At 35.4% G+C, this 20,187-nt stretch carries 16 protein-coding genes; 10 read left to right on the top strand and 6 right to left on the bottom strand.

Features of this window, described 5'->3' with window-relative positions:
* Positions 1 to 260 precede the first annotated feature (260 nt).
* On the bottom strand, positions 261 to 1,316 hold the full coding sequence (locus AsAng_RS01660; RefSeq protein WP_264791032.1) for an SDR family oxidoreductase: 1,056 nt from the start codon (positions 1,314 to 1,316) through the stop codon (positions 261 to 263).
* 200 nt (positions 1,317 to 1,516) lie between these two features.
* Positions 1,517 to 3,094 carry a sialidase family protein gene (locus tag AsAng_RS01655; protein WP_264791031.1) on the bottom strand — a complete coding sequence of 526 codons (1,578 nt, stop codon included), beginning with the start codon at positions 3,092 to 3,094 and terminating at the stop codon, positions 1,517 to 1,519.
* A gap of 84 nt (positions 3,095 to 3,178) precedes the next feature.
* On the opposite strand from AsAng_RS01655, the gene AsAng_RS01650 reads away from it, so the two are divergent.
* Positions 3,179 to 4,240, top strand: a complete 1,062-nt coding sequence (locus AsAng_RS01650) for an NAD(P)/FAD-dependent oxidoreductase (protein ID WP_264791030.1) — start codon at positions 3,179 to 3,181, stop codon at positions 4,238 to 4,240.
* A 6-nt stretch (positions 4,241 to 4,246) separates the two neighbouring features.
* On the opposite strand, the gene coaE is transcribed toward AsAng_RS01650, so the two are convergent.
* Positions 4,247 to 4,858: a dephospho-CoA kinase gene (coaE, locus tag AsAng_RS01645; protein WP_264791029.1), complete on the bottom strand. Its 612-nt coding sequence runs from the start codon at positions 4,856 to 4,858 to the stop codon at positions 4,247 to 4,249.
* A gap of 768 nt (positions 4,859 to 5,626) precedes the next feature.
* Between coaE and AsAng_RS01640 the strand changes: the two genes are divergently transcribed.
* The 8 genes from AsAng_RS01640 to AsAng_RS01605 all read left to right on the top strand — a co-directional run bounded on the left by AsAng_RS01640 (position 5,627) and on the right by AsAng_RS01605 (position 15,728).
* A complete protein-coding gene (locus tag AsAng_RS01640; protein WP_264791028.1) occupies positions 5,627 to 6,220 on the top strand; it encodes a bifunctional nuclease family protein in 594 nt (197 codons plus the stop codon).
* Between the two features lie 224 nt (positions 6,221 to 6,444).
* Complete coding sequence (locus AsAng_RS01635) at positions 6,445 to 7,308, top strand: hypothetical protein (protein WP_264791027.1); 864 nt, start codon at positions 6,445 to 6,447, stop codon at positions 7,306 to 7,308.
* Complete coding sequence (locus tag AsAng_RS01630; protein ID WP_264791026.1) at positions 7,298 to 8,770, top strand: oligosaccharide flippase family protein; 1,473 nt, start codon at positions 7,298 to 7,300, stop codon at positions 8,768 to 8,770. Before AsAng_RS01635 ends, AsAng_RS01630 begins: the two co-directional genes overlap by 11 nt.
* A gap of 35 nt (positions 8,771 to 8,805) precedes the next feature.
* Positions 8,806 to 9,975 carry an O-antigen ligase family protein gene (locus AsAng_RS01625; protein ID WP_264791025.1) on the top strand — a complete coding sequence of 390 codons (1,170 nt, stop codon included), beginning with the start codon at positions 8,806 to 8,808 and terminating at the stop codon, positions 9,973 to 9,975.
* Positions 9,972 to 11,057: a glycosyltransferase family 4 protein gene (locus AsAng_RS01620; RefSeq protein WP_264791024.1), complete on the top strand. Its 1,086-nt coding sequence runs from the start codon at positions 9,972 to 9,974 to the stop codon at positions 11,055 to 11,057. Before AsAng_RS01625 ends, AsAng_RS01620 begins: the two co-directional genes overlap by 4 nt.
* Complete coding sequence (locus AsAng_RS01615) at positions 11,054 to 12,139, top strand: DUF1972 domain-containing protein (protein ID WP_264791023.1); 1,086 nt, start codon at positions 11,054 to 11,056, stop codon at positions 12,137 to 12,139. The genes AsAng_RS01620 and AsAng_RS01615 overlap by 4 nt, the downstream gene beginning before the upstream one ends.
* A complete protein-coding gene (locus AsAng_RS01610) occupies positions 12,120 to 13,931 on the top strand; it encodes a sugar transferase (RefSeq protein WP_264791022.1) in 1,812 nt (603 codons plus the stop codon). The genes AsAng_RS01615 and AsAng_RS01610 overlap by 20 nt, the downstream gene beginning before the upstream one ends.
* Positions 13,932 to 15,728, top strand: a complete 1,797-nt coding sequence (locus AsAng_RS01605; protein WP_264791021.1) for an NAD-dependent epimerase/dehydratase family protein — start codon at positions 13,932 to 13,934, stop codon at positions 15,726 to 15,728.
* Here the strand turns inward: AsAng_RS01605 and AsAng_RS01600 are convergent.
* Positions 15,702 to 16,502: a class I SAM-dependent methyltransferase gene (locus AsAng_RS01600; protein ID WP_264791020.1), complete on the bottom strand. Its 801-nt coding sequence runs from the start codon at positions 16,500 to 16,502 to the stop codon at positions 15,702 to 15,704. The two genes, AsAng_RS01605 and AsAng_RS01600, sit on opposite strands and share 27 nt — an antisense overlap.
* 146 nt (positions 16,503 to 16,648) lie before the next feature.
* Complete coding sequence (locus AsAng_RS01595) at positions 16,649 to 17,914, bottom strand: aminotransferase class V-fold PLP-dependent enzyme (RefSeq protein ID WP_264791019.1); 1,266 nt, start codon at positions 17,912 to 17,914, stop codon at positions 16,649 to 16,651.
* Between the two features lie 334 nt (positions 17,915 to 18,248).
* Here AsAng_RS01595 and AsAng_RS01590 point away from each other — a divergent pair, with 334 nt between their 5' ends.
* Positions 18,249 to 18,965: an RluA family pseudouridine synthase gene (locus tag AsAng_RS01590; RefSeq protein ID WP_264791018.1), complete on the top strand. Its 717-nt coding sequence runs from the start codon at positions 18,249 to 18,251 to the stop codon at positions 18,963 to 18,965.
* Positions 18,966 to 19,056: 91 nt separating this feature from the next.
* On the opposite strand, the gene AsAng_RS01585 is transcribed toward AsAng_RS01590, so the two are convergent.
* Positions 19,057 to 20,142: a PorP/SprF family type IX secretion system membrane protein gene (locus AsAng_RS01585; RefSeq protein WP_264791017.1), complete on the bottom strand. Its 1,086-nt coding sequence runs from the start codon at positions 20,140 to 20,142 to the stop codon at positions 19,057 to 19,059.
* Between the last annotated feature and the right edge of the window lie 45 nt (positions 20,143 to 20,187).

The raw sequence follows: 20,187 nt of genomic DNA, 5'->3' as shown, positions 1-20,187 counted from the left end.
CACTTCATTAGCTCTTACCTTTTTGGTTAAAAAAGTAAAAATTATTATTATAAAATGTATTATTAATTAGTGTCATGATGTTGTTTTTATTCCGTCTTTGTTTTACAAGTTTAAATAAAGATTTTGAAAGATGCAATACTACGCTGTATTTTTTTTTATTTTTTTTTCTTGCAACGAACGCCCGTTCTGATTTCCTTATTCACTGAAAATGAACCTCTTTTATGGTATTGATTATTTTTCAGTAATACTCCGTTAATTTTTTAAGTCAGCTTAACGTGTCCACTTTCTATCAATTGATCTGCATGATCTTTCAGGGTTTCTGCAATCTTTCTGTACGTAAGCCCTAGATCTTTTTGGCTATAACTGTTATCAAAATTTAAAGGAAAACCAACGTTTCCACTAATAAACTTCCAAGACAAACCTCCCATTAAAGGACCAACGATATAGAGCAAAAACTTAGGCAATTCACTAGATGGCAACTTAAATTTAGTGCCAAATTCTTGTTTAAGAATTTTCGCTATTTCCAACATAGTATGGGAACGATTGCAAGTGATATGACGCCCCGAAGCCGAGGCTTTAGTCCCCGCCAAAATATGGGCTTCTGCAACATCTCGAACATCCACCAAGCCAAAAGTCATATTAGGCACTCCCGTTTTGAAATTTCCTGAAAGCATTTGAATCATAAAATCCGTACTCTCTCCATCCTTTCTATTGCTCAGAGAAGGTCCCATCACAAAAGAAGGATTAATGACGACTAAATCCCAACGCTGTTGTGCCTTTTGTAACTTCCAAGCTTCTTGTTCCGCCAATGTTTTTGAATAACTATAAGGCTGATGTTTTAAAGAACTAGAGGTATTCCAATATTCCTCTGTAAAAATGCCATTTTTGGTAAGAACTGCATCTGCTGCATCACCATAAATAGCGACCACACTAGACGTTAATACAACCCGTTTGACACTTGGCGTAGCATTCACCTGATTGAGAATATTGCGGGTTCCCTCCAAAGCAGGATCGACCAATTCCTTTTGAGCATCTTTTACATTAATTTTAAAAGGAGAGGCCATATGAATGACCAATTCACAGCCTTCCATTGCTTTTTCAAAAGAGCCCTTTTTTAATAAGTCGGCTTCATATAATTTTAATCGTTGAGGAAACTCCGTTTGCAATTTTAGCAGATGGTCAACTTTTTCAATTTTTGATTTGTTGCGAACAGTCGCATTAACAAGATAACCTTGTTCGAGTAATTTTTTGACGACCCAAGAAGCAATATAACCACTTCCTCCAGTCACTAATACAGGTGTATTTTTATCAATCATAGTATTTTTTATGGTTCTTTGGCATCCGTAGGCTTACGCAGTAACCACGTAGTAGCAGCGAAGCTAATTGTGTGGAATAGAAAACTATCTTTCCTCTCTATTACTAACGATTATCACACAATTGTTGTCAAAGAATATTTTTTATTAATTAGACATTAGCATAACAATCCAACCTACTTATTGTTCTATAGCTCTATAATTTATAAGACTTCAAACTTTCGTTCTTTTAGTATCTTTCTTTTGTGTTTTAATTGATAAGTATAGTTACCTTTTTTAAGCTTTAGGTCTGGAATGTTCAATTTTTCGATGTGTTTACCAAATTCAAAGCTTTTGCATCTAAAAATGGGTTTTAATCGTCTGCCCTTTTCATTATAAAGATGCAAGGTCAATTTGCTTTTCTTAGGAATTTTGAAAGAAATAAATAACGTATTGGGATCTAATGGTGAAACAGCTGTTTTTGTGGTATCTTCCAATTCTGGAGTCGTAACATTAGCAACTTGGCTGTTTTTATCAGGGATTGCTGTTATGTCAACAATAGCCGTTTTGATACTCAACTGCATATCATCTAAACGTGTCCAAATTGGTCGAATGACATCGCCTTGTACAGCAATGTTGTTGTAATCGCCAAAAAAGATGCCCTTATTGGGATAAAATGGTTTGTCATTGATCTTAAAATTAACAAAAGTTTGACCACCATCGATAGAACGTGCCATGTACACATTTGTCTGTTCTCCTTTAAGTCCCCGACGATCATAAAAAACAAAGTATAAATAACCTGTGGTCTGGTCAACCGTCATCCATGTAAAAAATTGCTGATTACCAGGCTTATCATTGTTCACCCGAATAGGTTTTGACCACGTTTTCCCTTGATCTTCAGACTTAGCCAACCAAACATCTGTGTCGTCTGCCCCATTCCGTTGATCCGTCCAATTAATATAAACTGTTCCATTGTGTGCCCCTCCACTAATATCACAAGCAGTTATTGGTAACCCGTTGCAGCGGTAAATTCCAGGAACAGCATAATCCCAACCACTAGGCATTGGATCAACCAAGACATCCTTGTCCAACCAAGTTTTTCCACCATCCAAAGAACGATCAAAAACCAAGCCTTGAGGACCTGCCCAAGCCACATAAAGTTCACCATTAGGGCCAATTGCAGGCACGGCTCCCTCTGTTGTATTATCACTATCTATACAATCTCCATCCACCTCATTAATTTTTTTGGCAGTTGTCCATGTTTTTGCCTCATCTTTGGACATAGAAAACATAATAGAACTTTTATCGTTGGGGTTCGTACTGCCATATTTGTCAAATTGCGTCCACGTTACATAAATATAATTGGTTCTAGGATCAACGACTGCCCAATGTTTGTCTTGTGCCTTGGTACCATTTAGCCCCATATAAGAACCATTGGTCCAACTTTTACCATTGTCCTCTGTTTTTTGGCAAACAATACGATCAATCCAATTGCCGTCTTCAGGATTAGACAAATGAAAAAAGTAAAAATTTCCAGCGGTATCCGCTATAATAACTGGATCTCCCCAAACCCCATAAGTAGAACGTAGCGTTTTTTCCTCCCAAGATTTGCCCCCATCTTCAGAACGATAAAGATTAAAAATATTGGAACCTCCTAACAAAATATTAGGATCTTTAGGGTGAATGGCAATTGTTGGTTCATTGGGCTCATAAGATGTTCCAATGGTAATGTTCTTATGCGGATTTTTTTGAGCATAAGTACTTGTCATGACCACGAACAACAAGAAAACTACTTGTATCATTTTATACGTCTTTTACTGCTTTCTAAAGATAATTGCTAATTTAACCAATATTTTTACAAATTTCATTTTCACTAGTACATCTATATGCACGATTATATCATAGTAGGTCAAGGAATCGCAGGAACCTTAGTCGCTCATTTTTTGCAAAAAAAGCAACAAACGCTAGTCGTTATTGACCACAAACACCATCAAGCCTCCTCTATGGTTGCAGCAGGCCTAATCAATCCCATAACAGGGCGTAACTTTGTTAAAAGCTGGCGAATAGATGAATTGATTCCATTTGCCATACAAACCTATCGTGAATTAGAACAAGAACTAGACATTCCTATTTTATCGCTTCGTTCTGTAGCCATGTTATTTGGTTCTATCAAAACAGAAAACGATTGGTTAGTTCGTTCGGGCAACCCAGACCTGACCAATTATATTGCTCCTACTTTTGATCTTAGTTTTTATACTGATTTTTTAGCCGAATTGCAAAATGGGGTAGAATTTCAGCAAGCGGGGCGTGTCCATCTTAAAGCATTGGTCTTAGCTTATCAACAACAATTGGAAAAAACACAAACCTATTTAACAGAGCAATTTGATTATAGCCAATTGGAAATTAGAGACAATTGTGTCGCCTACAAAGGGCTTGTTGCTCGACGAATTATTTTTGCGGAAGGATTTCAAGCTATTCATAACCCATATTTTAATTACCTTCCCTTTGCTCCTGCCAAAGGCGATATTTTAATTGTAAAAATCCCCAACTATCCTGCACCCAACAAACTCGTTAAACATGGTGTTTTTATCATTCATTTAGAAAAAGACCTTTATTGGATTGGAAGCACTTACAATAGAGATTATAAAACAACTGCCCCACTTCCCAAAGCTCAAAAAAGCCTAGAAGAACGTTTGCGACGAATTCTTAAGCTCCCTTTTGAAGTGGTTCAACACCTTGCGGCTGTCCGTCCAACCGTTCGAGATCGCCGTCCTTTTATTGGTCAACACCCTTTATTTCCAATGCTCTATTTATTTAATGGGATGGGAGCAAAAGGCTCCTATTTAAGTCCTTTTTTTGCTGCTGAATTTGTTGCCTATTTAGAAGACCATCAAGCCTTGGATGCTGAGATTAACATTAATCGTTATGCCAACTATTTTGAGCAATGATACAATTTATCGATTGGGTCGTTTGGCATAATAGAGTAAATCTTCATGAATCTTAGAAACCTGAGCCCTTAAACTCTCCCATGCCGTATTATCAATTACATAATTTGCTTTTTTTACTTTTTCTTCTTGTGGCATTTGCTTGCTCATTCTCGCTCGTACCGCCTCTTCTGTCGTATTGTCTCGTTCCATTACTCGCTTAATGCGCATATCTTCAGGGGCGGTAACAACAATAATTTTATCCAGTGAAGCATAAGAACCAGTTTCGAACAACAGAGCAGCCTCTTTTAGAGAATAATTTACCCCCAAAGCCTCCTGCTCCTCTTGCCAATTTTTTCCATCGTCAAAAACCGCAGGATGGACAATAGCATTTAAGGTTTCTAATTTTGCTTTATTATTAAAAACAATTCCTGCCAAATATTCTCTATTTAAACGCCCGTCCTCATCATAGACTCCTACACCAAATTCCTTTTGGATTTTTGTTTTTAGGTCTTCTTGATAATTCATGAGCCATTTAGCACGATCATCCGCATAATAAACAGGTACTCCAAACTTTTCAAATAAGCGGCAAACGGTTGATTTTCCACTGCCTATTCCTCCTGTTATTCCTACTTTCAACATTTTATTTTATTTTTTTTCAACGCCACATAAAACACAATTCTCTGCCAATCAAAATATTATAAATAAAAAATATTTAGCAAAATTAATTTAGCAAAAAAAAAGTATTCTTATTTTAAATTAAACGGTAACATTTCCATTTACAACTGCATTAAACAACAAACCAAACAACATAAGGTAAACGCAAACTAAAACATGAATGGTCTTAAAAAGCCATTACTAAAAACCTAAACACTAAACACAGTAGATAAAACTAATAACCAAAACTTTCATGAGCTAATACCTAAAAACTCCGTGGAACTAACACCTAAAAACTCCATGGGACTAACACCTACACTTCTCCATGAAACAATTGTCTTAAAATATCCCGAACAAATAAAACAAGACAATCTAAGTTCAAATCGTACCTTTGAAAGGTACGATTTTTTTTTGTGCGCTCAACAAAACTCCGATCCCTTTCTTTTATTTATTGCTAATAATTTTTTCTTAGAAAAAAAAGCCGTATTTTTTGCACTTGAAAATAGTAAAGTAAGTTAATTGTAGGCTTTTTTTGCCCTAAAAATTATTACTTTTTGGATATTCCAAGCTTCAATTGGTCATCAAAACAAAGGGTATCTACTTGATTTATAGACCAATCAAATAATGCCCCAATAATTTTGATTGAATACAAAAAATTATATCGAAGCACTTATCTGAACTTTAGAAATGGGGTATTATAAGTTAATTTATTATTTATAAAAACTAACTTTTTTCCCTAAAGAACACTTTTTAATGAAAAAAATAGAACTGGAAATAGTTGCTCTGTCTCATAGTTTAGCACAAACGCAAAATTATGCTATTGTATTAGGAGAGCAAGAAGGAGCAAGAAGGCTACCTATTGTTATTGGCGAGTTTGAAGCACAGGCAATTGCAGTTGCGATGGAAGGAATGGCCCCCAGTCGCCCTATGACACATGATTTATTTAAAAATGCCTTGACGGGCTTTAATATAGAAATAAAAGAAGTTGTCATTAACAACTTAGTAGATGGCATTTTTTATGCTAATCTAATCTGTATTCTAGATGGGAAACAAACAGAGGTAGATTCTAGAACATCAGATGCTTTAGCCCTAGCTGTTCGTTTTGGTTGTCCTATTTATACCTTTGAGTTTATTCTAGAACAAGCAGGAATTATTCTTGAAGAAGAAACCGAAAAAGAGGTGCAACGTGCCAAAAATAGACGTACAGATCGTCAACCTAAAACAAAAACGTTGGACGAACAATCCGTAGATGAACTCAGTAAATTACTACAGAATGCATTGGAATCTGAGGATTATGAAAAAGCAGCAAAAATTAGAGATGAGTTAAACAAACGAAATAATTCTTAATGATTGCTTTCAGGTTGTCCTGCTTTTAGGATAACCTAAAATGGTCTAGCAGTTGTTTAGGTTTGTTATTATCCTCCTATATAATTATAGCTTGGTATTGCTCCAAGCTTGTCTTTACTTGTTAACCAATCATTAATGTATTCAACACAGTTGTTTCATTTTATACCACCATTTCTCCTTCTTAAATTTTATGGAAGAAGATCTGCTTTGTAACAAAAAAAGACATGGAAAACATTAGTGATAACTTTTCGCTTAAATTATTCATCAGAGATACCATTAAGTTTTATTTTGACGGGTTGAAATTGGTCAAAAATGGCTTACAATATTACTGGAAATATAGCTTGTTACTTCTTGTAATGGTTGGTGTTTTGTCTTATTATAAGTTATCAAAAATCGAAACTTATTATACAGCAAAAACAAGCTATACCTTTAATTTTCTTCACAAAAAAGTTTTTGGAGACTTATTGTATGATATTGAATTACTCTGTTCGAATAAAGAATATCAAACGCTCTCTACCGTCTTAGATATTCCTCTCCCTGCTGCCCAATCCATCTTAACTTTTCAAGCGAAAAATATTGTAAACAGCCCACTCCATGAAGATTTTACAGAACGAAAAGTTCCTTTTTATATTTGGGTAACAATTAAGCATAAGGAATCCCTCCCTGTTATTCAAAAAGCCATAACCAACTATTTGGTTACCTCCCCATTTTCTATCAAAAGTGTTCAAAAAAAGCACCAAGATTTAAAAAAAAGACTGGCGCTTGTTAACAATGAAATTCAGTTTTTAGATTCTATAAAAGTTCAACTCTTAGATACGGTCAAGTTAACGTTGAGCCAAGAAAACATGGAAAAAATCGCTCCCTTATTAGACTTGCATCATACTAAGGTAAATCTAAAAACAACGCTCGAAGAACAACTCATACAAAAGGAGGTCGTTAGTCTGCTAAAACCGTTTCAAGCCATTAAACATGCTAGGGCTGGCCTGCTCACCAAAGCAGCGCTAAAATATAGTATTATTTATCTATTCCTATCCTTGTCTTTAACAACTGTCTTCTATTGGTACAAACAAACAAGTCATGAATTTTAAGTTATTAAAGTCTTCCAAAAACTTACAAAATTCGATTTGGAACATCATAGAAGTCCTGCTTTCTCCCCTAATTTTATTTATATCAATTCCCATTTTTTTAGAACAACTAGGGGCACAAGAGTATGGGATTTGGATGTTTGTCAATACCGTTATTGTTGTCATGCAAGCCTTTAATTTGGGGTTAAACTATTCTACCTATAAGCATGTTTCCACTTCCATTAGCAACAAGGCACAACAGCAAATTTACGATACCCTAAATACCAATCTTTCGCTCACCGTAGTCATCTTTTTTGTGGGGTTATTTTTTTGTAGCCTACTGTCTCTTTCTATCTATTATTTAGATTGGTTTGTCGATCCTAACACCACCAAAAAACGGCTGATACTCTGTCTTCTAATTGGGGCAGTAATTTTATTCACGAAATTAGCAGAACAAATTCTATACAATGTCTATCGAGCTTATGAAAACTTTAAGTATGTAACGGTCATTAGTGTTGCCATCAAAATAATAACCGTCCTTGGTAATATTGCACTTGCTATATTTTTTCAAAATATTATTTACATTCTTTGTTTTACCGCCATCACCGCTAGTTTAGGCCTGTTGATCAACTATAGAATTTTACACCAATTCATTCCCAATTATCGCTACCAGTTTATACTATCCAAATCATTGGTTAAACATGAGATCAACTATTCGCTCTATATTTGGCTACAATCCATTGCCATCATCTTGACCTATCAAGGCGATCGTTTGTTGGTTTCCTATGGTTTTAGCCTAAGTGTTTTGTCCTATTATGCTATTGTGTCTACCATTTACAACCATATTCACATGGCATTTGCAGCCATTACAGCATGGATTTTTCCTCAAATTGCAAAAAATCAAAACAACAAGCAGTTAATTTTTGATATTTACATCAACTCTAGAAACATTACCGCCGTTCTTTCTATTGTACTACTTTGTCTATTCTGCCTACTTTCCAAACCTCTATTTACAATTTGGTTAGGAACAGAACATTATATGCAGATAAAAGACTATTTGAGATGGTTTTCTATCTTTGAATTTTTCTTTATTTTCACGATCATCCCCAATTATTTTTTAAATGCTTCAGGGAATGAGAAATTTAGTTTGAAAATGGTGCTCTCATTTACAGGATTAAATATGATGGGTATTTTGCTAGGTTTTTTCTTTTACCAAACCACTATTGCCATGTTAGTTGGCTTAGTAGTAACAACTATTGTAGGTATGTATTGGTACCATCTGAATATTGTCATCCAATTTGATTCGTCCAAGCAACAACGACAATTAAAATTATTGTTGTTGTTCACCCCTTCCCTTTTGGGCAGTGGAACCGCCTTTTTTGATGTATTGTATTTGCAATTATTAGCCTTTGCCCTCTGTCTTATTAGCCTTTATTTTGTATTTATTCGCAATCCACTTACTAATTTTAAATTATTACTACAATAAATCCAGCACTAAAAATATCGTTTCGAATCATCGTTTTGATTTTCTTTTTCAATAAAGTACTGCTCCCTTTTGGGCTGCAATATTCTATTTTATTGACCCCTTTTTTTATTTACTACCTACACCAAAAAGACGGGCTTAACAAGCTTCGTTTGCCCTTTATCTTGCTTGGAATTTATTCCCTAATTCACCTTTGTATAGGAGTGGTCATCAAAGATTTCATGATCTCTACTACGATCATGGTCAGCCTAATTATATACGTTGCTACCTTTTTCCAATATTACAAATCATCCATCTACGTTGATGCCATCATCAAAAAATTGACGCAACTCAACTTTGGATTTACCTTACTAGCCTTACTCTCTCTTATTAGCAATCAATTTGTTGGTATTTTTTGGTATTTAGTGCCCTTTACAGCAGGTTATCAAGTTATCCCTAGGTTGAAATTATTTGAACTAGAGGCTTCTCATTATTCACTAATGCTTCTGCCGCTGTTCTTTTATTATTTTTGGTTGGTTTTAAAAAAATTAGATCGGACTAATGTTCTATTGTTTTTATCGCTTGCCTTAAGCTTGACGCTTTCTTTTTCTTTGGGAGTTATTGCGGTTGTGGTACTCTCCATTAGCTTAGTTTTATTAATCCATGCCCTGCGTTTTATACGTTTTAAGGCAACTAGAAATAAATTAGGTGGACTGATCCTAATCGCTGGGCTAGGGTTATTCTTGTTGTTTATTCTTTTTCCCGACAATCCTCTCCTATTTAGAATTCATAATATTTTGAGTGGAGCAGACACCTCAGGACGAGGGCGAACCTATGAAGCCTTTGAAATTGGATGGCAAGTACTTCAGGTCAATAATCCGTATTTTGGGATTGGCTTGGGACAATTTAAGATCATAGGTCGTGAAATTTTAATCTACTATTATCAATTTTCGGGAACGCCACAAGTAGCGAGATTGCCCAATTGCATGGCAGAAACCCTAGTTGTATATGGAGGAATTGGGTTTGCACTAAAACTATTGTTCCAATGCTTTTTGTTCCTTAAATTCAAGGTCTACAATAACATCTATCAATTGTCTCTTTTTCTAGGCATTTTTATTTATCAATTTACTGGAAGTTATCTATTCAACAGCATGGAATACATCATTTGGGTAATGGCGATCTACCCAAAATTCAGTTCATTTCATTGCGCACATTATTTCAAATCATGAAGGTATTATTTGTAAGTAGACCCACTATTTTTTCTATTCCAGGTGGAGATACCATTCAAATGCAATTTACAGCTAAATATCTACGTCAACTAGGCGTAGAAGTGGACATTTTATCGGATTCTTTAACGCCTCAGTACGAAGAGTATGATTTGGTTCATTATTTTAATATAACACGCCCTGCTGTTATATTAGATAGCATTAGAGCCAGTTCAAAACCCTATATTTTATCTCCTATTTTTGTAGATTATGGCTTCTATCGGCATTTGAACCAAAAGAAACTTTTCTGTTTTTTGACTAGAATGTTTGGTTCAGATGGGATTGAATATTTAAAAACAATTGCCAAACATCTTTTTAAAGATGAAAAAATTCCATATATCCCTTATCTTTGGTTAGGTCAAAAAAAAAGCATCCAAAAAATATTAAAAAATGCAGCTTGTCTTTTGCCCAATTCATTAAGTGAAAATGCTAGATTACAGGCTAGTTACCAAGTAGAACGTCCCTTTACGGTTATTCCCAATGGGGTCGATCTCAATAAATTTAAGACAACAGCTAAGCCCATTCGACAAAAAAAACAATTAATTTGTGTAGCGAGAATTGAGCCAATGAAAAACCAATTGAATTTAATTAAAGCAATTCAAGGATCAGATTACCAGCTTAAAATCATTGGAGACTCTGCGCCTAATCACAACAATTACTATCAAGAATGCAAAAAAACAGCAGGTGAAAATGTAGAATTCATTGCTAGAATTCCTCAAGAAGAATTGGTTGCTCATTATTTAACAGCAGAGGTACATATTCTTCCTAGTTGGTTTGAAACAACAGGCTTAGTTTCTTTAGAAGCAGCTTATTTGGGGTGCAAAGTCGTTATTAGCCCAAAAGGTGATACCAAAGATTATTTTAAAGACTATGCTTATTATTGCCAACCCGATTCCCCCGAATCAATTAGAGCGGCAATCGATCAAGCTGTAGAAGCTGCCTATAGCCCCCTTTTAAGAAATTTAATTATAAAAGAGTATAATTGGCAAAATGCGGCAAAGCTAACTTATACCGCTTATTCAAACATATTAAACACAAAGGGATGAAAATTGGAATTATAGGAACGAGAGGAATTCCAAATAAATACGGTGGTTTTGAGCAATTTGCCATGTACTTTGCCGAATATTTGGTGCAAGAAGGCTTTGAAGTAACGGTTTACAATTCTTCCGATCATCCCTATCAAGCCAATTCATGGCGAGGGGTTACGATCCAACCCATCTTTGATCCAGAACGTCATATAGGGACATTTGGTCAATTTGTTTATGACTTCTTATCCATCTTAAACAGCCGAAAAAAGCACTATGATGTAATTTTTCAACTGGGTTATACAAGCAGTTCTATTTGGGGCTGGTTGTTCCCCAAAAAAGCTCGGATCATTACCAATATGGATGGTCTTGAGTGGAAACGCACCAAGTACAATAAATGGGTGCAGGCGTTCTTAAAAACAGCTGAAAAATGGGCTGTGAAACAAAGTGATTGCTTAATCGCTGACTCTATTGGTATCCAAACTTACCTAAAACAAAAGTACCAAGCCGAGTCGGTTTACATTCCTTATGGAGCTACTGTTTTTGAGGATCACAATAAAGCTGTTTTGGCAAATTATTCCTTAAAACCTTTTAGTTATAATTTAGTCATTGCAAGGCTTGTTCCTGAGAATAACGTTGAAACAATCATTAAGGGGCATCTTGATAAAAATAGTACTCCGCTTTGTATTATTGGGAATTTTAACAACAAATATGGCTTATCTTTGGTCAAGAAATATAATCAAAAAGTAATTTTCTTGGGTGCTATCTATGATATTAACCAATTGAATAACTTGCGTTATTATTCTAATTTGTATTTTCATGGGCATTCTGTTGGAGGTACCAACCCCTCTCTGTTAGAAGCAATGGCTTGTAGTTGTTTAATTATAGCCCATGACAATCCTTTTAATCGAGCGGTATTAGCACAAAATGCTTATTATTTTACATCAGAAATGGATATTCAAGCCCTTTTGGGGCTGAATCGCCAAACAGAACAAACCAAAATAACCAACAATCTGCATAAAATAGAATCTGTATATAGTTACGAACTTATACACCAACAATTAAAAAATTTGATTAAAAAAGTTGCTAAAAAAAATAAATAGAGAATGGGCTGTAACAATAGGTTCTGCATTAGTATTTATTACCCTCTCTTTATCTTCCCCACTTAATGTCATCACGCTATACAGTCTTGGGTTGTATAGCCTGTATCAAATTGTGGCAAAACGAAAATTTCAATATTATCATGAGTTTTCTGTTTTGTGCCTATCGTTTTTTTTATCTCATTTATTGCACTATGGGATAGATTTTAACCTTCCAACACTAAGTTATGAGTTAGAACGTAAGTTACCCTTTCTTTTTCTCCCTGTCTTGTGGATGAATTTGGCAATCAAAAACATTGCTCAATATAGAGACCGAGTCTTTTTATTGTTTAGCTATGGCATGAACATCATAGGTGCTTTTTTATTGCTTTTTGCAGGATTAGCGTTTCTACAAACTGGTGATTTTAATTCATTTTATTATCACAATTTGGTAGCCATTTTAGATGGCAATGCCATTTACTATTCTTTATTGTTTACCATCTCCTTGATTAGTTTATTTGAAGCTTATGGCAAGCAGCCTAATCGCTGGATCTTGCCCTTAACGGCATTTAATACCATTCTAATTATACTGCTATCGTCCAAGCTATTTGTTTTTATAATGGTTTTGCTGTATTTCTATTATTTTTTGCTGTCTCCCAAAAACAGGCTACTCCTAATCACCATAAGCATACTTGCTATTGGTGTCCAATTTTTGATTAATACTGAAAATATTACGAAACGATATGCCAATGTAAATATAGAGCGCTTGTGGACGTTCAGGCAGCCTGACATCAGCCCAGCTACGCATTTTGATGGATTTAGCCTACGCAAAGAGCTGTGGAGAATGGGCATGGAACTTAGCCTGCAAAATACAAATACATTTTTATTGGGCATTGGGCCTGGAGATGCACAAGACCAACTGAATGAAAAAATTCGGAGCAACAATATGTATATCGGCGAAAAAGGAACAGAGGATACAGGTTTTCTAAATTATAACTTTCACAACCAATATGTGCAAACCCTTGTGGAAGTTGGGCTGCTTGGTTTTGTTATACTAATTCTAGTATTAATTTATTTGATTCAACTCGGTCTTAAAAACAAGGATAAAAAATTGTTGTTGATCAATCTGATATTTATGGCTTCTTTTCTAACAGAAAGTTTGCTGAGTCGCCAGATTGGAATTGTTGCATTTGTAGGTTTTAACGCCCTTTTTGTAATTGAGGAAAAGGAAAAACTAGGTCTTAAGTTAAAACGTATTTTTGACCTCTTATTTTCGCTCACTGTTTTTGTTCTTGTTCTATCTTGGTTGCTGCCTATTCTATGCTTGCTAATCGTTGTGCAGAGTCGTTCTTTTCCTATTTTTAGACAACAAAGAGTTGGCTTAAATGGCAAAAAATTTATCTGTTTTAAGCTAAAAACCATGATAAACAATAAAAACTCAGATCATTTAGCTGCTCAAGTTAATGATAAACGCATTACTCCTTTGGGAAAATACCTGAGAAAATATGGCTTGGATGAGTTGCCTCAATTTTTTAATGTACTATTAGGCGATATGAGTATCGTTGGGCCAAGACCATTAATGGTTTACGAAGAGGAAAAATTCAGCAAAGTTATTCCTCATTTTTCCTCTAGATTAAGTGTAAAACCAGGCATCACAGGGTTAGCTCAGGCGCATGGGTACAAAGGCTTAGTCAACACTATATTTGATATTCGTCTACGCTACAAATTAGACTTATTATATGTTAAAAATCACAGCCTTTGGATTGATATTAAAATCATTCTTAAAACATTGATGTACCTCTTAAAACAAAAATAATTGAAAATAAAAGCAGACGTAGAACAAGCGATACAGAAGGTACTCCATTATTTCGATTTGTTTAGTTTCCCACTAACAATTCACGAAATTCACGCCTTTATTTCTGTTGAATGCACGATGGATCAAATCGAAAATTCATTAAAAGAACTCTTGGAAAAAAAAGCGGTTTTTTTAATTCAAGACTGCTATGCCCTCCATGACTCCAAAGAATTGGTCGATCGAAAAAAACAAGGGTATCAAAGAGCCAATAAAGAGTTAAAAAAAGCCCAAAAGATTGCTAAAATAATTAGCTATTTCCCCTTTGTACGAATGGTTTCTATCTCTGGCTCTCTTTCTAAAGGTTATGCCGATGAGCATTCAGACATCGATTTTTTTATCATTACAAGTGCACAAAACCTATGGACCTGTAGAAGTCTATTGCATATCTTCAAAAAATTTACCTTCTTGGTGAATATGCAACATAGTTTTTGTATGAATTATTTTATCGCCGACCAGCATTTAGAAATTGAGGAGCAGAATTATTTTACAGCAATAGAACTCAATACCCTAATTCCCCTAGTTGGTTTTCATTATTACAACCAATTATTAGCTGCTAATACATGGACAAAAAGTTACTTGCCCAATGCTGTCATTAATCCTCAAGAGGTTCCCCTTGCCAATTCTACAGGGATAAAATGGCTATTCGAAAAAATATTGCAATCCCAGCGATTGAATCACTTTTTCATGCATTTTACCGACAAAAAATGGCAAAAAAAATGGGCAAAAAGAGGAATTAGTACCGAAAACTATCAATTGGCCTTTAAAACCAACCTCTATGTTTCTAAGAATCACCCCTCCAACAACCAAAAAACTATATTGGAACAATATGCCAACAAGAAGAACAAAAAACATATTTTAGTTCTTGGAGGAACGGGGTTCATTGGCAGCCACTTTTGTCAACAATTAAGTTACTTTGACCCTAAGCAGTTTCATATCCACTTATTAATTCGTGATCAAACAAAGGTAGCAAACTACCCAGCCCACACTACTGTATATTATGGTGATCTAAAGACATTCAATTGGAACAAACTCCACCATTTTCCCGATTACGTTTTCCATTTTGCTAGACTCAACTCTTCAGCAGGAAAATGGGGTCGAAAACTAGCCGCTCGCAATGGAAAAAAAGCCAACAATAGATTATTAAAGTTCTTAAAATCGAAAAAAGGAGCCGTTCAAGTGATTTATTTGTCAGGTAGCTTAATGTATGGCAATCATCTCGCCCCCATCACAGAAAGCACAGGGTTAAATCCTATTAGTTTTGCCAAGGAATATATTGCTGCTGAAATGCCTTTTTTAGAAGCTCAAAAAGAAGTCAACAATTTAAAAATAACACTTGTAAGAGTGCCTTGGGTCTTAGGTAATGGCTCTTGGTTTAGTGCCTTCTTTAAACAACACATTGCCAAACATCGACAAGTACCACAATACGGTAATGGGCAAAACATCATGTCTTTTATCACTGTCAACGATTTGGTTGCCTGTCTGCTTAACCTCATTCATCACCCTTATAAAGACACCATTAATCTATCCTACGCTACCCCACTTACCCAAAGCGACTTTGTACAACTAATTGCTCAAAAAGTAAATCTGCCGATTGACCAAATTCCTTTAGAAAAATCATTTGAACGAGCTATTGTAGAAGCTTTTGAATGCAATATCAACCTGAGTAGTAATTACACCGACTTTGACCCCATTCTAAAACAACAGCAACTAGAAGTAGTCTTAGAACAAGAATTAGGGCTTATTCTTAAAAACATATAAAGAATATTCACCTAGGTTCCAAAATGGTGTTTTTTGGAGTAATTGATCTACTTTCCACAAAAAATTACAAAGCTTTGGATACTTTACATTAATTCGATTCTCGTACCAAGCAGGAAAGAAAATACTATACCCTCTTTTTTTGACGATTTCAAATTCGTTAAAATATCGTTTTATTTCTGAATACGAATAGCACTTACTCGCTAAAAATTTACTAGGAGAATACCCCCCCCATGTTTTCCTCAAACGTTGTACGCTGGTTTTAAATCTTAGTTTTAGTAAAGGCTTTAGAATAGCCATTAAATACCATTTATTGACAAAGGTAAGCACCATTTTTCCATCTGGCTTCAACGACTTTTTAAGCAAGCCCTGTACTTCTGCTATTTGCTCTACGGTATTTAATGCTCCAAAGTAAACGTAAATATGATCGAACTTTTTATCGTCAAAAGCTTGGGCTATGTCCTCAACAGATCCTACTGCAAGCTGAACATTTTGAATATTCTTTAGGGCGACTTGTTTTTTTGCCCAATCGTGCATTCCCTCCGAAATATCAATACCAAATACTTCTGCATCTGGATTTTTTTCGGCAAAATAAATGACATCTAAACCTGGACCATAACCAATTTCAAGTACCGACTGAAATTTATAGTTATTCGATTCTTCTCGAAAAGAGTTTCTAATTCGTTGCAGGGTAATATTTTCCCAATACCTCGATTCAAAGTTTTCAGAATCTATATCATAATATGCTTTTACCTCCTTGTAGTACTTGCTATCCATTCTATATGTATAAAAATTAATTTGAATCTCTAAGTTAGCAATAAAAATAAGATTTTAGAATGACTTGCTTACTTAGCAGCTAAGTTTAGTTTAGGCAGTACCTTACATTTGTAGAGCATACTGCCTAAAACTTACGGTCATCGCTTCTATTTTAACAAGGTGCGAATAGATTCCACCAAATGATCCAAATCATCCAAAGAGGTATAAATATTAGGCGAAATGCGGACGCCCTTTGCCCCTTCTACTTCGCTGCGGGTGTGATGTATTCTATAGTTATGCTCCAATCGATGAGAAAACTTAAAGCTATCCCCCTCTTTTATATCAAACAAAGCAATTGCTCCTGCGTATTGTGGATCAAATGAGGTATAGAATTGAATTCGTTCATCTTCCCTCAATTGCTCTGCCCAATAATTTTTGAGAAACCTCAACCGAGCCTCTTTCAGTTCTATTCCTATATGCTGATGAAATTCGATGGCAGTATGAATAGCCTCTTCCTTAGCAATAGAAATGGTTCCTTTGTGTTCAAATTTTTCTATACTTGATGTTTGTTTTACATCAGATGGAAACATAGACCAAATTTTTGAAATCTGATCTCGACGAAGATATAGCATCCCTGTACCAATAGGAGCGCAAAGCCACTTATGCAAAGAGGTTGCATAGGCATCACAATTTAAGTCTTCAATACGAAAATTAATATGTGCCAATGAGTGTGCTCCATCAACCAAACTAAAAATGCCTTGATTTCTAGCCTTTGTACAAATTTTGGCAATAGCAGCTGTTGGTATAATCTGTCCTGTCCAATTGATAATATGTGTTAAATGTACCAATCGAGTTTTTGAAGTAAATTTGGAGATATATCTATGTATAATTTCCTCTTGGTTCTCTATAGGAGCTGGCAAGGTCACCCAAACTAGCTTCAACTGATAACGTCTTGCCAGTTGTTCCCAGCCCACTTTAACAGTAGAATAATCATGCTTAGACAACACAATTTCATCTCCTGCTTTCCAATCTATCCCCAAAATAACTGTATTAATTGCCTCTGTTGTATTATACATCATCGCAACCTCTTCAGGTTGACAGCCTCCCAACTTTGCCAACTTTGCTCTCAGAATTGATCTATTTCTTGGGAAAACACGCCCAATGTAGCGAGAAGGCATTTCATTAATAAGTCCTAAATATTTTTTTTCAGCCTGCTGAACAATCTCAGGCTGGGGAGAAACACCACCATTATTGAGATTAATATAACCTTTAGAAACGGTATAAGCAGCCTGTACTCGTTTCCAAAGTTCTTCATTTTTGGTGGCTTCACCTAGATCCATAGTATGCAGTTGATCAATACTTTCGGTAATTTCTTCGGCAAAGACTTGCTGACTAAGCCCCTGTAAAGAACAAAAAGTACTGCCTGCTATCATTTTTTTGAAGAAAGATCGTCTACTGTCCATCATCATTCATTGGTTTTGGGTTTTAAAATTTAATTATAGTATTTACCTTAAGTTGTTAGCATTAAATAAAGGGCATTTTTTTTCCATAAAACACCTAGATTATTTAAGGGGAAGTACTAACATCTATAAATGGCCTCCAGCTTCTACACAATTGTTTAATTTTATTGCTAAATTTGTGCAGCTTGAGATATCTTTTATAAAAATTGGACAGTACTTAAGCTTATACTACTCTAAAATTACGAAATACATACTAATAACTGTAAAAGATCCTACAGTTATATTAAACAATGACGATAATTAACTTATGAATATTTTTAAAAAGCATAGCATTCAGGTTATATATGAAGATAACCATTTAATTGCTATTAATAAACCTGCGGGTTGGTTGGTACAAGGTGATGAAACAGGTGATTTGCCACTAACCGAATTTGTTAAGGATTATATTAAACGACGTTACAACAAACCAGGAGATGTATTTTTAGGAGTTATTCACCGTTTAGATAGACCTGTAAGTGGAGTCGTTGTTTATGCTAGAACCAGCAAGGGTTTGGCAAGAATGAATAAATTATTTCAAGATCGACAAGTTCAAAAAGAATATGTTGCCGTAGTTGAGCATCGTCCAGTAGAATTAGAGGACACCTTGGTTCACTATCTATCGAAGGACAAAAATCGTAACGTTACCAATGCATTTAACAAACAGAAATACAAAAGTGCTAAACGTTCAGAATTGTCCTATCAATATTTAGGAGGACTAGCCGATCATCATTTGTTACGTATCCTGCCTATTACAGGTCGTTCTCACCAAATACGAGTTCAATTGGCTAGAATTGGTTGCAATATTCGTGGCGATAAAAAATATGGCGCTTCCAAATTCAATACTGATCCAGGAACCATTCATTTGCATGCTAACCGACTATCTTTTATCCACCCTGTAAAGAATGAGCCTGTCACTATTGAAGCTCCTCTCCCAGAAAAAGATCAGGTATGGCAAATGTATGCTCATATTGTTGAAGAATTGTAGCAGCTCCTTGGAGCTTGTTCCTATCATAAAAAAAGAAGAGGCTGTCGGAATAAATTTCCGACAGCCTCTCATTTTTTGCACGAACTAATAATTAGAACGTTGGACAGCCTAAACGGCGACCTCTTTTTTGGCAAAGTGTCCATACATAAGACAACTCAAATGCTCCATTTCCATTTGTTGCAGCAGCCAATTGAGATACATTTATATCATAGCTAAGACCAATACTAGAGCTACCAAAACGCAAACGCAACAAAGCAATAATTGCATCAACGCCAAAAGTTGCATTGGTATTTGTATTCGTACCCGTATTTACTTGCGCATGATTTGCTCCACGAACATAAGCTCCAATAGTAAAAGCTTGGTTAGACTGAGCTCTTTTGCTAAAATCAAATTTTAGCCCAGTACCTACATTTAATTGCGTAGAAGGTCCTTGAACCATCACTGCAAAATTAGGTACAATTGCCAAGCGTCTGGCCAAACGAGCCTCAGCACCACCATGAATTGTAAATCGAGTAAACAAAGGCTCTGAACCAGGATTCATAAATGATAAGTTCGCCTTTGTTAAATGTTGGAAACCAATCCCTGCATAAACATTGCTTTTATTGTCTTTATCTAAAGCACTAAACCACAACAACCCAGCACTTAGATCGGCTACTGCTAAACTGCTATTGTAAACAGATTCATTATCTGGCAAAGAACCATTAAAATTTGTTCCATCCCAATTAGATCCCCAACGCAATTGATCAATACGGATGCTGCGTTGTACAAAACCAAACTGCCCACCAGCAACTAGATAATGCTCATTAGAACGTCTTCCACCTATTTTTTTCATATAAGAACCAGATAAACTAGCCTGTATAGAAGTAAATGCAGAAGCTCCTGCTCTATCGACCCAAACAGATAAACCAGCACCTACATAATCGTGTTTGCCAGCATTAAATTTCCCTTCGGCTCCTAGTCCAAATGTATTAAAAGCATATTGCCCAGCAGCACTTGCCCACTGATTTCTATAAATAGCTGACACTCTCATCTGACAACTCATTACCCCTGTTGTTGCAGGGTTTAAGGTCAAATTGGACACATAGAACTGTGAAAAGTGTACGTCCTGTCCCTGTACGGGATTAAGGTTAGCTATAACAGCTATAATAATAAATGTAAAGAATTTCCCTAATTTCATAATCTCTTGATTTTTATCCTTTTGGGAAGGTAGATTGTGCTAAAC

This window comes from Aureispira anguillae, from assembly GCF_026000115.1.
In the GTDB taxonomy this organism is placed as follows: Bacteria; Bacteroidota; Bacteroidia; order Chitinophagales; family Saprospiraceae; genus Aureispira; species Aureispira anguillae.
Note: the sequence above shows the minus strand (reverse complement) of the source record. Positions and strands in the feature narration are given on the sequence as shown.